Annotated in this window: 10 protein-coding genes; all 10 read right to left on the minus strand. The window is 43.2% G+C overall.

The window, feature by feature from the left end; all coding sequences use genetic code 11:
* Positions 1 to 60: 60 nt before the first annotated feature.
* Positions 61 to 3,117 (minus strand): TonB-dependent receptor, encoded by a 3,057-nt coding sequence (locus OZ660_RS10340; protein ID WP_274740821.1) that lies wholly within the window; start codon positions 3,115 to 3,117, stop codon positions 61 to 63.
* 314 nt (positions 3,118 to 3,431) lie between these two features.
* Complete coding sequence (locus OZ660_RS10345; RefSeq protein WP_274740822.1) at positions 3,432 to 4,919, minus strand: tryptophan halogenase family protein; 1,488 nt, start codon at positions 4,917 to 4,919, stop codon at positions 3,432 to 3,434.
* 6 nt (positions 4,920 to 4,925) lie between these two features.
* Entirely contained in the window at positions 4,926 to 6,419 is a 1,494-nt protein-coding gene (locus tag OZ660_RS10350) for a tryptophan halogenase family protein (protein WP_274740823.1), read from the minus strand.
* A 185-nt stretch (positions 6,420 to 6,604) separates the two neighbouring features.
* Positions 6,605 to 9,472 (minus strand): TonB-dependent receptor, encoded by a 2,868-nt coding sequence (locus tag OZ660_RS10355; protein WP_274740824.1) that lies wholly within the window; start codon positions 9,470 to 9,472, stop codon positions 6,605 to 6,607.
* Positions 9,473 to 9,801: 329 nt separating this feature from the next.
* Entirely contained in the window at positions 9,802 to 10,569 is a 768-nt protein-coding gene (locus OZ660_RS10360; protein ID WP_274740825.1) for a polysaccharide deacetylase family protein, read from the minus strand.
* Complete coding sequence (locus tag OZ660_RS10365) at positions 10,566 to 11,258, minus strand: GDSL-type esterase/lipase family protein (protein WP_274740826.1); 693 nt, start codon at positions 11,256 to 11,258, stop codon at positions 10,566 to 10,568. Before OZ660_RS10365 ends, OZ660_RS10360 begins: the two co-directional genes overlap by 4 nt.
* 1 nt (position 11,259) lies before the next feature.
* Entirely contained in the window at positions 11,260 to 12,171 is a 912-nt protein-coding gene (locus tag OZ660_RS10370; protein ID WP_274740827.1) for a sialate O-acetylesterase, read from the minus strand.
* Between the two features lie 166 nt (positions 12,172 to 12,337).
* The gene (gene sucD, locus OZ660_RS10375; protein WP_014998326.1) at positions 12,338 to 13,210 is read right to left on the minus strand and encodes a succinate--CoA ligase subunit alpha; all 873 of its coding nucleotides are present in this window, start codon (positions 13,208 to 13,210) and stop codon (positions 12,338 to 12,340) included.
* Positions 13,210 to 14,376, minus strand: a complete 1,167-nt coding sequence (gene sucC / locus OZ660_RS10380) for an ADP-forming succinate--CoA ligase subunit beta (protein ID WP_025255208.1) — start codon at positions 14,374 to 14,376, stop codon at positions 13,210 to 13,212. The genes sucD and sucC overlap by 1 nt, the downstream gene beginning before the upstream one ends.
* Before the next feature lie 152 nt (positions 14,377 to 14,528).
* Entirely contained in the window at positions 14,529 to 16,034 is a 1,506-nt protein-coding gene (odhB, locus tag OZ660_RS10385; RefSeq protein WP_274740828.1) for a 2-oxoglutarate dehydrogenase complex dihydrolipoyllysine-residue succinyltransferase, read from the minus strand.
* Positions 16,035 to 16,041 lie beyond the last annotated feature (7 nt).

Here is a 16,041-nt window from a genome sequence, read left to right on the forward strand (position 1 = left end):
GACTAAAACTGCTAAATTCGGTACATTCGCCATTGCGCTTTGTTCTTAAGGTAAGATTTTTCATAGTTGATATGTCATCCCCAAGAAGTATTGCGTACCGAAGTATTGGATGGTGCCGGTCTGCTCTGGCGATGAGAAATAGCTTTTAGTTGGTTCGTCGGTCAGGTTATTGACTTGAAAAAGTACACTCCAGTTATCGTTAATTTCGTAAGACGCCTGATAGTCGATAACTAACTCAGAATCGAAATTAACCACTTGGTCATTAACCGCAACTTGTTGAGATACAAAAGCATCGCGATAGCGACTCGATACACGGGTTTCAAACCCTTCGTATTCCCAGAAAACGGTGAGAGTTGCCACGTTTTCCGACAAGCCAGGTAAGTTAGCGGCGTAAACACCATTACCCAACGTTCGCTGTATTTCACTCTCTGTATAGGAATAGCTTGCGCTAACACCTAATCCAGAGAGCATGCCTGGCAACATGCTATATATTTGGGTATACGCAATTTCTAAACCCCGAATATAGCCACCCTCAGCATTATTAACAGCGGTGCTGTAGCTTCCATTTTCCGTTGGTACGGTAACAAAGATTGGATCGCCATTTTCATCCCTTGCTAACTCAGCTTCTTGTCCTGAGAACTCAGGCGTTAGAAATACAGGCACTTGAACAGAGTCAGGCGTAACAATGCCATTTGCTTCAAAATCGTAAGGGTCTATTTCAATGTCTTCTACAAAGGACTCTATGTCTTTGTAAAACCCTGCAATAACCAAAGCACCTTCGGTTTCTGAAAAGTAGTATTCCCATGAGACGTCATACTGCGTCGCGTAAAACGGCTCTAGATAAGGGCTATTCCTGGCACTTCCGTTTACTCTTGCGGTAGGTGTTGAAAGCGTAATTTCGCCAGAGTCTCTATCTTGAAATGCTGTTACCACTTCAACATTTGTTGATGCATTCGCCGCAAAACGATTTATTGGAGCACGCCCCATAACTTTCGCCGCTGCCACACGAAGTTGTGTGTCATCGGTCAATTTGAAGTTTAAGTTTATTGATGGCAAAACATCGTTGTATTCGTGACTTATGACCGTCGGGCGATAAAAATTGTTGATAAGCCCAACTTCATCAGCAATGTTTTGAGCACCTGCAGTTGGGTCACTGAGCTCAACGGTAACACCCGACTCGGGGTCAGTAATGAGTTGAGTAGCACGCTGTAATGTCGTAGAACTCTGTTTGCTCTTAACATAACGAACACCAATATTACCTGTAATAGGGAGATCGCCAATTTCAGTATTAATATTGGCCATCAAATAGGCTGAATTAACTGTTTCAAATACATCGCCACTTTCTTGAAGTGTCCATGCTGTTGCGGGCCCAGTACCTGGACCATTTATTACACCAGCTGCACCAGGCCCCCATGTTTGAACCGGCATAGGTCGGCCATCGGGAAACCACGCATTTAAAGCACTGTTTAAATCGATAGATAAATAGCTTGGGAAGTACGCAAAATCGCCTGACCAGTCGATTTGTTCCACCATGTCCTCTGTGAGTCTAAGTGGAGGCTGGCTAACTGAAAACGCGCTATCGTTTCCGTACTCAAAAACAGAACGGTCATTGTTGTACTCTCTATCAGAGTAGCGATAACCAAACTCAAAACCCGAAATAATAGGTGTATCGACGTAGTATTGAAAATCTACGCGATAGGCGTCTAATTCATCTTTATTTTCATAAGGGTAAATACCGTATTTACTCACCATTACACGGTCTAGGTCAGTAAAGGCAGCCATTTGATTGAAACCAAGATCAGGCAGATCCAAGCCATTTAATAGATAAGAAATTTGCACATTCTCATCAAATACAGGGTTGGCTGCGTTGGCATCATCTCCAACTAAAGACCAAAGAAGCCCATTGCGAAAGTCACTCTCAGCGCTAGAACGTGAAACATCAAATTGAACAGCCAAATCAGGTGTAATTTCCCAGTGCGCATTAACACCAACATTAGTTACGCTGTCGAAGTCTTGGTTATCATCGTTAACGAGTTCAACGCGGGTAAAGCTGTTATCCGTACGCGAGAAGGTACCGCCTATTACGCTGTTGTTAACAACTACAGGGTTAGTGATACCTGCGTTAATTCCTCCGAGCTTTACGCGGAAACCACGTGCAAATGCTTCAGAGTCAAATTTAGATATGAAGGCATCAGCTTTAAGTGTGAAGGTCTCTATAGGGGCCCATTCAAACGCCGCAACATAACCATCACGGGTCTCTTCACCGCCTTTATGCTGCATTTCGAAACCTTCAGAAATGTACTCACACTCAGGGCAAGACTCAGGACCTTGAACATCACCTTCAACGCCATCAACATCAACTAAGCCGTTATACGCTAAGCCAATGAACTGCGTTGACACACTTGGTTGAAACAAACGCGCATAACCAAGGGAAACACCTAGCGTGTCGTCGAGAAACTTACCTTGGTATGAAAAACTGATTCGATGACCATATTCTTTGGCGTCACTAATCTCTGACGCCCTGTCATTGTACATTCCGCGTACATTGGCACTAAACTTGTGCTGCTCTTCAATAGCAAGTGGCGATGCCGTTCTTAGCTCAACGGTACCCGCGATACCACCTTCAATAAGTGACGCTTTGGGTGATTTATACACCGCAGCCTCGCTTATTAATTCAGAAGGATACTGGTCAAACTCTATGGCACGACTGCCACTGGTTGATACCTGTTCCCGCCCATTTAGCGTAGAGAACACAAAGTCTCCCGACAAACCACGAATGTTAATTTGCGCAGCTTGACCGCCAGTGCGTACGGCTGATATGCCTGGTAGCCGAGTAAGTGCGTCGGCCATCGACACATCTGGTAACCCACCTAGGTCATCGGCGGATATCTGTTCAGAGACCGTATCTGAAAAGCGTTTTTGATTTAACGACTGAATTAAGCTCGTACTGAAACCTCTTACTTCAATACGTTCAACCGCGTCTTGCTCGATATTGTCAACTTCTACTTCGTCGACGGTTATCTCGGGAGATTCTTGCGCATACAGCGAGAATGGTGCGAACGCCACTCCACTACTGACAAGCGCTGCCATGATAGTGCTGGGTTTGAATGTTTTCATTGGTGTCCCACTTTTTGTTTATTATCAACACTTTCAGGAATACCACACCCAAAAATGTCACTTTTGTTTCACACCAAATAGTACAGTTTTGTACAAAAAGAGAGCAACGCACTGCATACGTATTCATTAACATTATGTAAACATAAATATAACAAAATGTCGTTTTGAATTTGATAAAGAGAAGGCTAACTAAGTAAGTGGGAAGCCTGACGAGGAGAGCATTAGCAACGTTAAAACCATTGGCGTTGCTAAGAGAAAAACCAGCGTATTCATATCGTTAAATACGCTGTATAAAATGGCTTAGAAATGCACGATCACCGTTTGAGTACATCTTCATGTGTTTTAAAATTAAGTGCACATCCTTGAACAAACTGCGCGACATTTTGCTCGGTATAAAGATCCCCCTTTCCTGGTTGATTTGCCGCTAGCGCGGGAAATGCACCATAGCCTGCTAACAAGCAGTGCCAAGAAACAGAATCCCAGTGCATTCCTATATTTTGCCGCTTTATCTCTTCGCTAAGATCTTCCCTATTAAACCAACATTGCAGTATTTTCATCAGTGATGGCGACAAGTTAGTGTTGTTTCTATTATCGCGCCAATACTCACTATCATCGCGAGTATTTAATTTGTAGTGCGCTACAATATAATCGCGCACCCGGTCAAAGCGCTCTTTAGCGAAGGTATTGAAATCATGCTGCTGCGCGTTAGTGAACTGCCCTTTTTCATAGAGATCAGCAAAGTGCTCAATACAAATTTGTACAAGATGCAGCGCTGTTGCCTCCAATGGCTCAATAAAGCCTTGAGATAGCCCCAGTGCAAGACAATTCCTATACCAATGCTTTTCAACCTGACCCACTTTCATTTTTAGATGTCTAGCATCAACATCTGAGTTTGTAAGCCCTAAGAATTGGCGAAGTTCCACTTCTGCTTCATCACTGCTGCAATGTGCGGAGCTATAAACATACCCGTTACCAGTGCGGCTTTGAAGTGGTATTGTCCAGCACCAACCATTGCGAAGTGCTGTAGATTGTGTTTCTACAGATATCGTTGACTGAACGTCGGTAGGAAGAACAACCGCAGAATCATTGAACAAATTATCGCTGTAGCTATTAAAGCGTACGCCAAGCGTTTGCTGCAAAAGCTTTGAAGAGAACCCGGTGCAGTCTATAAAAAAGTCGCCCTCAATATTGCCCTTGTCAGTGATAAGTTGCTGGATATCACCGTTTTCGTGTAATACAACATCAGTGATGTTTGCACTAACGTGGTTAACGTTTCGACTTACGGCAAGATCGCGCAGATAACTACCCAGTAGTGCACTATCAAAATGATAGCCATACTCCATTCTGAAAGGAAAATTATCGGGGGTAAGTGGCGCTTTGTTTTGCTGGGCCAGCACACCGTTTATTAAGAAGTCTTCTCCCTTAACGTGCGTGTCTAAACCTAATCTGCGTGTACGACAATTTACTTCAAACGCCCGTTGCGTAAAGGTATCGGTTTGTGAAATGAACGGATGACGATAACTGTCTACACCTGAGGCAGGGCTCCAATCGTTAAATTGAATGCTGACCTTATAGGTAGCGTTGCAACGCACCATCCAGTCGCTATCGTGAATACCTAGTTCGTGAAAAAAACGCTTAAGTGTAGGTGTAGAGCCCTCACCTACACCAATGATGCCAATATCAGGCGATTCAACTAACGTTACTTTTACAACGTCACTTTGCCATTTGTGCGCAAAGTAGTTCGCCGCCATCCATCCAGCAGTACCACCGCCGGCAATCACAATGTGCTTTGGTTTATCCATAATGTGTTAATTACCACAATACTGCTTTAAGAAGTCATCATGACTGGAAATTTTGCCAATGGGTTCATTTTTAATGCGTTTTATATTGTGCATTAAGTCTAGTATTTTTTGCTCAGATAGCGACTTGGCCAACGGATGATAGTCGCGCTGCGTTACACCTTGGCCCATCAACACCTGCAACCACGAACTTTCCAGAAACAAATCATTTTGCTCTCTGAATAAATTGCCTGATTCTCTAAACAGTTCAATTTTATGAGTTAAACTTTCAGGCACATCCATTTCTCTTAGATCTTTCCAGAAATGTGAATCATCACGTTCATTCACATGATAATGAAGAATAATGAAGTCGCGGATCTGTTCAAACTCAAGTTGTGATTGCTTGTTGTACTCGTCAACTTGTTTTTGCTTGATGCCTTCATGAGGAAATAGATGAATCAACCTTACCACCGCAGACTGTATAAGGTGAATACTGGTGGATTCTAATGGTTCTAGAAAACCACTAGATAGCCCTACTGCAATCACATTTTTATTCCACTGCTTGCGTCTTCGCCCGGTTCTAAATTTGATGAAATTTGGTTCAGCTAACGGTTTTGTATCTAAATTAGAAGCAAGGATATCGAGCGCCTGATCATCGGAATAATAATTGCTGCTATACACTAACCCATTACCATTGCGGTGTTGCAAAGGAATACGCCATTGCCAACCCGCAGAATGCGCTATTGAACGCGTATACGGCAATGTGTTTTCTAAACGCTCAGAGGGCATAGCAACAGCGCGATCACACGGTAGCCAATGGGACCAATCTTCATACCCCGTATTCAATGTTTGCTGTGTTAACAAGCCTTTAAAGCCCGAACAATCTATAAACAAATCGCCTTTTATTTCGCGGCCATCGCTTAGTGTTACACCGCTAATGAAACCATCTTCTTGATTTTGTTGAACACTGGTGATCATACCTTCTGTGCGCACCACGCCCATTTCTTCACACTTTTTTCGTAGAAAACGTGCATAAAGCGATGCATCAAAATGATAGGCATAAGGCATTTCAATGATTGGATCGGGTGATTTGATATGCGCAAACTTGCCAGCCTGACAAGCTAAATAATTAAGGTCATAATCCCAAATGGAATCTTTTACACCTAATTCTTGAGCGCGTTTAAAGTAATGATGAAAATGGCAAAACGCGTAGCTTTTTCCCGGCGCACCGAAGGTATGAAAGTAACTTTCTCCATCTACCCGCCAATTTTCAAACTTAATGGCAAGCTTCATGGTAGCGTTGGTTTCACGAATGAACTCTTTTTCGTCGAGGCCTAACACATTGTTGAGGGTAATGATGGGAGGAATAGTTGCTTCACCTACCCCTACTGTACCAATCTCTTCAGACTCTATAAGGTTTACATTTACGCCATGACCAATGAGTCGCTTAATTACTGCCGCTGAAATCCATCCAGCAGTGCCACCACCAACGATTACTACATTTTTTACCGTTTTGTTTTTCATATTTTTGTCATCACTTTATACGGCTGACTTACTACACTTAGATAACATGACCTGAATTGCTATACAACAAAAAAGCCCCAATACGTTTTACTGTCTTGGGGCTTTGATACTACATAATGTTTACTAGTGTTTCTGTTACAACATTCTTAAACTAACGCTTGATTTCACCAAGCCGAAAGCACTTATTAGAATGTGTAGTTGAAACCTAGAAGGAAGTTACGTCCGTACGTTTCGTATTGCGTGATCTGACGGCCATCGCCAGGGTTCGCTTGAATTGTAGGCTCATCAGTTAGGTTTTGACCTTGAAGGGTTACGCGAAGGCCTTTAAGCGCTTCAATACCCGACTCATCAAAATCGTAACCAATCTGTGCGTCAACTTGCTTCACACCCAAATCTTGAATTTGAGCTAGTGAAAGACTGATAGCACGGGTCTCAGTAGCGAATGCATCACGTTTAGTACCTGAAATACGGAACTCGAAACCGTTGCTTTCATAGAAAGCAGTTAGTGAGTAGGTCTCTTCAGAAAGACCTGGTACTGCATCACCGTTATCTAGTTGACCATCAAGGAACGTTGCACTTGCGAACATACCGAAGCCTTCTAGCGACTCGTGAATCATGTCAAATGGTAGGCTACCTTGTAGCTCCCAACCACGAACGAACCCTTCAAGACCGTCTTCACGGAAGCTTACTACACCGTTAAACGTTGCCGGCGGTACGATGTCGTTAGCATCTAGTACACCATCACCGTTGATGTCGGTTTGACCTGAAGTCTGGTGGAAACCTTCAATATAAGAATCACTAAAGTCACCTACTGTTTGACCCGCTACGTGCCAGTTAGTTAAATCTTTGTAGAAGAAGCTAACAGCAAAGTATCCAGAATCTGCGAAATAGTTTTCGTAAGCAATATCAAACTGATTGGCTTCTAAAGGCTTAAGACGCGCATTACCCGAGCTCGCTGACCAAGGGCCATTTGCAATATCGCTAGAGATGATTTGCTGGTCGTTAAACGTAAAGCTTACCGTATTGTTTGGACGCATATCGTCCATACGTGGGCGGCTAATCACTTTACCTAATGCAGTACGAATAAACTGGTTTTCAGCAATTTCAAAGCTTAAGTTAAGTGTTGGTAGTACGTCAGTATAAGAATCACCATCAGAGATTGGCGTAACTGCGGTAAAACCAGTAGGTCCAGTCGTGGTGTTAAAACCAGAGCCAGTTTGGTCAACATTAACAACTTGTAGACCAAGGTTACCAAACACTAAAACATCACCAATTTCAGTTTCGATATCTAATTTTGCAAACGCAGTTAAAATATCTTCTTTAATGGTATATGAGTCACCGAAACGACCGTTTTCAAATAATTCAGCAGGCGTTTCAATATAATAGCCACTTTGATATAGACCAAGACCATCGTAAGCAATTACGCCGTCAATACCAATAAAGCTCAAATCAGCTGTACCAATTGGGTTTGGCACTAGCTCTTGGTCAGGCCAAGTAGGTGCAGTTAGGTAAGCACCATTGTTGTCCTTAGTTTTTTCACGTTCTTGATAGTTAACACCAGCAGTTAGTTTAGTGAAGATACCCCACTCAACAAAACCTTCTAGGTCTAGACGAATAGCATCTAATGACTCGTCAAAAATAGGTTCGTTAACGAAACCATCTTGTGCAGTGTCAGGACCGAAACCTTCTACGCCTTGGAAGCGCTCTACTGGAGTAAGTGAACCACCCCATGCTTGTGGGCCTGCAAGATAGATTGAATTAGGGTCGCCAAGATCAACACTATCTAGCGAAGGGTGATCGCTATACACCGCACCAGTAGACGTCATTGTCCAAGCGCGTGGCGTAAGTGGACGACCATCAATACCTGCTCGACCCACACCTGAATAACTTTCGATATCAGTGATTGTTTTATCAACTTCACCCGTCGACACATCTAACGTCGCTGTCCAGTTGTCGTTGATTACATATTCAACGTTAAGACCAAAAGTGGTCAATTCTGCTTTTTGTTGACGAGAATCGTTACGAATTACTGATAAAAAGCCATCGTAGTAACCAGAGGTTACAAGGCCGTCTTCTACGCCAGTGATTGTGTAGGCACCAGTACCCCACTCTGCACCACCTTCTTCAACACCACGACGAACGTCGTTTTCTTCGAAGTCGATGTACAAAGCATCAAATTGAACTTTGAGATTATCAGATGGTGCATATTCAATAACACCGGCAATCGACGTACGCTCTAGCATAGCTGAACGTGTGAATGAATCGTGACCACCAAGAATAACTGTGCCTTCTGGTACTTCAACGCCCTCAGCAGCATTAGCTGGATTAGCATTCGCATAACCCCAACCGCGGAAATGTTGAGCCTGACGAGGCGATTCCATATCAGCAATCGCTAGCGCTACACCAATCTTGTCATCAGCAAACTGATCAACATAGTTAAATGAAAGGCGGTGACCATTATTATCGAAGTCAGGGTTGCCTGAGTCTTCTTGGTTCTTTTCGTATGAACCGTTAATAGCAACGGTTTTCTGAGCACTTAGAGGGCTTACCGTTTGAATGTCAACAGTACCACCGATGCCTTGAGTCATAAGACCCGCTTCAGGCGTTTTATAAACTAGAATGTTAGAAACAATTTCCGTTGGATAAAGATCAAACTCAACCCCACGGTTATCGCCCATACCTAATAATTCGCGACCGTTTAGTGTTGTACCAACGTAGTTTTCATTGAAACCACGAACTGAAAGTCCACTAGTACGGCCATTACGACGCTCACCGGCTAGACCAGGAAGACGAGCAATTGACTCTGCGATACTTGTATCTGGTAACTTACCAATGTCTTCTGCAGAAAGCGCTTCAACAATAGACGTGTTGTCCATTTTGATCGCCTGGGCGCGTTGTAAGCTGCCACGAATACCACTCACTTGAATAACTTCAAGGTTTTCTTCATCAACTGCATCAGTATTTGCTTCTTGTGCAAAAGCAGGTGTAGAAGCAAGTGCTACACCGCCTGAAATAAGCGCAGCTTTAATTAAGTTGGGTTTAAATTGTTTCATAAAACGGGTGTCCCATACGGTTATAGTTGTTGTCTTTTTGTTGTTCTTATGACAATTAAATGACAATACATCTCGTCGGGATAATGCTATAGAGGACCTACCTTTTGCACAATTGCCTGCATACGTATTCAATAAATTTTATGCAACACCAATTTAACAATCCGATCTTTTAAATTGAATGAAATTTACAAAATAAGTGCAAAACCCCACTAAACACACGCATTTATGAAATTTTATTACATAAATGATGAGTAACATTTTTGACAAATATAGGAAGGAAGGTTACAGAAGTGTTAGCAAGTTTATAGGGCCAACTTCGTATCTAGTCTCTAATTGGCATTGTAAAACAGAGCAAACTCTCCTGCCGTGGTATACCAAATATCGTCCTTGCCGGCTAGCGTTTGTAAAACAGTTTCGAAGTAATCCCAATTATTTTTTGGTAGGTTTTGATCAAACTCCCAAGAATGCCCCCACACCATAAAAACCGTGAGCTCGTCCTCATTCAATTCAACATACTCTTTTGCAAATGATAGTGCTTCACTGTGGTGAACGGTCGGATGCCACTCGAATAAATTACTTGGCAAAGTAAAGCTGTTTGTACTCTGTACCGTTCGAGCATTTGTAAATCCGGCGGCTTTAATAACTTCAATAGTAGCGTCATCATAAGCACCTAGCGGGTATGCAAAGGAAACGACTGGATACGAAGCTAATTCAGACAATAACGTCTTGTCTTTCGTAACCTGATATTTTGCATCGCTATGTTTTAGGTTTGGAAGGACAGGATGAGTATGGCTATGGCTAGCAATCTCATGTTTTACATACAATGATGCGACGTTTTCACGGGCAACATACCGACTAGTTTCACCGAGGAAATCTGTTAACCAGAGCGCGTTTTGGGAAAACAACCCAGAACTCAAATTAAATGTTCCTACAAGGCCATATTGATTAAGTAGTTCTACTAACCTTTTGTCTTGTTCTAGCCCATCGTCAAAACTAAAAATTACCGCCTTTTTACTTCCATCTGGATAAGTTACGTCGGCTCCGGCTTCTTGAAAACATGAAGCCAATGCAATGAACAAAACTGTGTGAGCTTTCATTTTAAACTATCCAAATAAGGCTGAAGTGCTTTCTTCCAAATTTTGTAACCTTCCTCGTTTAGGTGAGTTCCGTCTGTCGTTAGTTTTGCATTCATTGTCCCATCAACGGAAAGTAAATCATGAAAGTTGATAAAGGTGAAATTTTCACTTTCCTGTGAAGATAGTTGATTATTTCCTTCTTTCGCCATCACAGTAATAAAGTCGCGGTGGTCAGGAAGCAGGCCAAGTACGAAGATTTGAGTGTTAGGGAGGGACGATTTCAACTGCTTAGCTATTTTATTAATGTTTGTTGCAGTATCCGATAACTTCTCAATTTGATTTTCATAAACTATATTGAAAATATCATTTATGCCGATCAACAGGAAAACAGCTGACGGCTTGCTTTGTTTTAACTCATCCAATCTCGCTAAAACACCATAAGTCGTATCACCACGTATTCCTCTATTACGAACTTTCAAGTTCTCGAATCGGACTGCCCAATTTGCACCTAACTCCGTAAGGCTATCACCAATAAAAACAATATCGCCTTCATTTACCGGCTGCGTCGAGAAAAGCGCTAATCGGTGCTGGTAATGCGCTTTTAACCAATCGTTTTGATAAGGGACCTCTTTAGACGCAAAGCTCGAAAATGCTACAAAAAGGCTTAATACTGGTATGAGTAAATACGATGTAGTGGTTTTCTTAGACATATTACTTACCTTCCACACTGCACTGTTTTGCTAGTGTGTGATAAGCATTTGCAAAGTCGTTACCCATTTCAATAAAGCTCTTACTCGTGTAGTGCCATGGATCATCACCGTAGGTATAACTGTCAGAGTTAGTCATATAAAATGCACAGGTGTCTTTGCCTACAAAGAGTTGTTGTGCGAGGTGCACTCTACTTATGTAAGGCATAATATCCTCTTCACCGAGTTCAGAGTCAGTAATTTTTCCAATAACGACAGGTAAGTCATCAACTCTAAGCGCTGCGCGAAATAGGTTCATTAAAGCCGTTAAGTTATTAAGATAAGAATCTGCAGATTCTGGACTGGCATGCGCGTCAGCTTCACCTTGCATCCAAATAATACCCATAGGTTTCAATGTATCTGGATTACCATCATTATTGATATCGTGATGAGCATAGGCATTTGTAATAGTTCGAAGGGCAAAGTCATATTGATTTAGGCCTTTGCCCTCATTGAAGTTTGGATACCAATTGCTATAACCAGTATTAGGCGCCAATCCAGTACCTCCCACCGCGTACTTTATTATCGCGATTTTCTTGTTTGGATATAACGCCTGAATTCGTTGAGCAAATGACAGCTCAGAGCCAAACCTATTGGAAAGCGTGTTGTCCTTACCATTTGATGAAAAGCCCGTACCGTGACCAGGGGAAAGTAAATCCCAAACACCTTCACCGCCGCCAGATTGGTTATCAAAAACGCCATTTCCATGAAATATCATGACATCTTGCTGACCATTAAGTGCTTTTGGTAAGTCTGATACGTAGCCATACCCATCCATATTTGATTGGCCAGCCATGAAAAAGGTTAAGTATTCATCGGCAAATGATGCACAGGCAATAAAAGAGGCAAAGCAAGCAACGGCTGTTTTCTTTATCATTGTCTTTATACTTTTTTAACGAAAAATTTTAATGTCATGTTACTTACAAACCTTTCCTTTACAAACTGAATACGTTTGCATATGACATCACTATGCCTACTAGCGATTACGTGCACAAAAAAGCCCGCTTAAAGCGGGCTTTTAACATCTTGCTTGCTAGCGCTTATTACCAACCGGTAGTTTCGCGTAGTGCTTTACCGATGTCAGCTAGCGAACGTACAGTCTTAACGCCTGCGTCTTCTAGTGCTTTAAATTTCTCATCAGCAGTACCTTTACCGCCTGCGATGATTGCACCAGCGTGACCCATACGCTTACCTGGAGGAGCCGTTACACCTGCAATGTAAGAAACAACAGGCTTAGTTACATTCGCTTTGATGAATGCAGCCGCTTCTTCTTCTGCAGTACCGCCGATCTCACCGATCATAACGATAGCTTCTGTTTGTGGGTCGTCTTGGAACATCTGAAGGATGTCGATGAAGTTTGAACCAGGAATTGGGTCGCCACCGATACCAACACAGGTAGACTGGCCGAAACCTTCGTCAGTAGTTTGCTTAACCGCTTCGTACGTAAGTGTACCAGAGCGAGAAACAATACCTACTTTACCAGGCTTGTGAATGTGACCAGGCATGATACCAATTTTACACTCTCCAGGAGTGATAACACCTGGGCAGTTTGGACCAATCATGCGAACGCCTTTTGCTTCTACGTATTCTTTAACGTAAAGCATATCAAGCGTTGGGATACCTTCAGTGATACATACGATTAGCTCGATACCCGCATCTGCAGCTTCAACAATTGAATCTTTACAGAAAGGTGCTGGTACGTAGATAACTGTTGCAGTTGCGCCAGTTGCTTCTACCGCTTCACGTACAGTATTGAATACTGGAAGACCTAGGTGCTCAGTACCGCCTTTGCCTGGTGTAACACCACCAACCATTTGCGTACCGTAAGCAATTGCTTGTTCAGAGTGAAATGTACCCTGACCGCCAGTGAAACCCTGACAAATTACTTTAGTATCTTTATTAATTAATACAGACATTATTTGCCCTCCGCTGCAGCAACAACTTTCTGTGCTGCATCAGTTAGCGATTCAGCAGCGATGATATCAAGACCAGAGTTCGCTAGAACGTCACGGCCAAGCTCTGCATTGGTACCTTCTAGACGTACAACTACTGGTACTTCTACGCCTACTTCTTTAACCGCACCGATAATACCTTCTGCAATCATGTCACAGCGTACGATACCACCGAAGATGTTAACCAATACCGCTTTAACATTGTCATCAGAAAGGATGATCTTGAATGCTTCAGCTACACGCTCTTTAGTCGCGCCGCCACCAACATCTAGGAAGTTAGCTGGCTTGCCGCCGTGTAGGTTTACGATGTCCATTGTACCCATTGCTAGGCCTGCACCGTTAACCATACAACCTACGTTACCGTCTAGTGCAACATAGTTAAGCTCCCACTGAGCCGCGTGTGCTTCACGCGCGTCTTCTTGTGAAGGATCTTGCATATCTTTCAGCTTAGGCTGACGATATAGTGCGTTACCGTCGATACCTACTTTTGCGTCTAGGCAGTGTAGGTTACCGTCAGTTTTGATTACTAGCGGGTTAATTTCGATAAGCGCAACGTCAAGCTCTTCAAACATCTTAGCTAGGCCAAGGAAGATTTGAGTAAATTGCTTAATTTGAACGCCAGAAAGACCAAGAGCAAACGCCATTTCGCGTGCTTGGTAAGGCTGAGGACCTACAATTGGGTCGATTTCAGCTTTAAGAATTTTTTCTGGAGTCTCTTCTGCAACAGTTTCAATCTCAACGCCACCTTCAGTAGATGCCATAAATACAACGCGACGGGTTGTACGGTCAACTACTGCACCAAGGTAAAGCTCGTTAGCGATATCTGTGCAAGATTCAACAAGGATTTTGCTCACAGGCTGACCATTTTCGTCAGTCTGGAAAGTCACCAAATTTTTGCCAAGCCAGTTTTCAGCGAAAGCGCGAATGTCGTCTTTGTTTTTAACTAGCTTTACACCGCCAGCTTTACCGCGACCGCCCGCGTGTACCTGACACTTAACTACCCACTCTTCTCCGCCGATTCGGTCAGCGGCTTCTACAGCACCTTGAGCAGTGTCTGCTGCGTATCCTTCAGAAACAGGCAAACCGTATTCTTTGAATAGCTGCTTACCTTGGTATTCATGCAAATTCATGGTGTTTCTATCCGATTTTTAGTAAGACAAAAGCCGCGTATGCGACTTGATTATTTAGACTGATATTATAGGGTAAATATCAGCGTTGCGTTAGGCGCTAAGCAAGATAACACAAGCTAAGCGCCCAACCACAATTAAGTGAGACGAAAGTCTTATACGTCTAGTAGTAAACGTGTTGGATCTTCTAGCATCTCTTTAACTGTTACCAAGAACCCAACTGACTCTTTACCATCGATAATGCGGTGGTCATAAGAAAGTGCTAGGTACATCATTGGTAGAATTTCTACTTTGCCATTAACTGCCATTGGACGATCTTGGATTTTGTGCATGCCCAAGATAGCGCTTTGTGGCGGGTTAATGATTGGTGTAGACATTAGTGAACCAAACACACCACCGTTGGTGATTGTGAAGTTACCACCTTGTAGTTCAGCCAATGACAGTTTTCCGTCACGACCTTTAAGTGCTAGTTCCTTAATTCCTTTTTCAACACCTGCCATGCCGAGCGTGTCAGTATCTTTAAGTACTGGCGTCACAAGACCACGTGGTGTAGAAACGGCAATCGATACGTCGAAGTAGTTGTGATAAACAATGTCATCACCGTCGATTGACGCGTTAACTTCTGGGAAGCGCTTAAGTGCTTCAGTAACCGCTTTAACGTAGAACGACATAAAGCCTAAGCGAATGCCGTGACGTTTTTCGAAGCTCTCTTGATACTGCTTACGAAGGTCCATGATAGGCTTCATGTTAACTTCGTTAAACGTAGTTAGCATTGCAGTAGAGTTTTTCGCTTCAAGAAGACGGTTTGCAATAGTCTTACGAAGACGTGTCATAGGAACACGCTTTTCAGTACGGTTACCCGTTGGCAAGTCTGCCACTGGTGCTTCAGCTGCTGCAGGCGCTGCCTTAGCTGAGCTGTCGCCGCCTTTAAGATACTTTTCTACGTCTTCTTTAGTGATGCGGCCATTTTTACCTGTGCCTTTCACTTTCGCCGCATCTACGCCTTTTTCAGCAAGTAGACGACGTACTGAAGGGCTTAGTGCATCGCTGCTGTCGTCGCTATCGTCAGACTCGGCAGATGCCGCAGGTGCAGATGCACCGCTTGCTGCGCCTTCAACAAACTTTGCAATCACTTCTTCAGCCGTTACCGTTGCACCTTCTTCTGCAATGATTTCGCTTAGTGAACCGTCAGCAGGCGCTACAACTTCAAGAACAACTTTGTCTGTCTCGATATCTACTAAGTTTTGGTCGCGTGATACTGCTTCGCCTACCGCAACATGCCATGTAGCAATAGTAGCGTCAGCAACCGACTCTGGAAGTACAGGCACTTTTACGTCAGACGCTTTACCTGATGCAGCCGGTGCAGAAGCTTTTGATTCTTCTTTTGACTCGTCAGATTTAGACGCAGCAGGAGCAGCAGCGCTACCCTCTTCTAACTTAGCAATGACTTGCTCGCCTAAAACAGTCGCACCCTCTTCATTTAAGATTTCACCCATTGTACCGTCCGCTGGTGCCACAACTTCTAAAACCACTTTATCAGTTTCAATATCAACCAGGTTCTGGTCTCGTTTAACTGCGTCACCGGCTTTAACGTGCCAGGTTGCAATGGTGGCATCGGCAACTGACTCAGGTAGAACCGGAACTTTTATCTCAATTGTCATTACTGTT

Source organism: Alteromonas sp. 009811495 (assembly GCF_028865455.1).
In the GTDB taxonomy this organism is placed as follows: domain Bacteria; phylum Pseudomonadota; class Gammaproteobacteria; order Enterobacterales; family Alteromonadaceae; genus Alteromonas.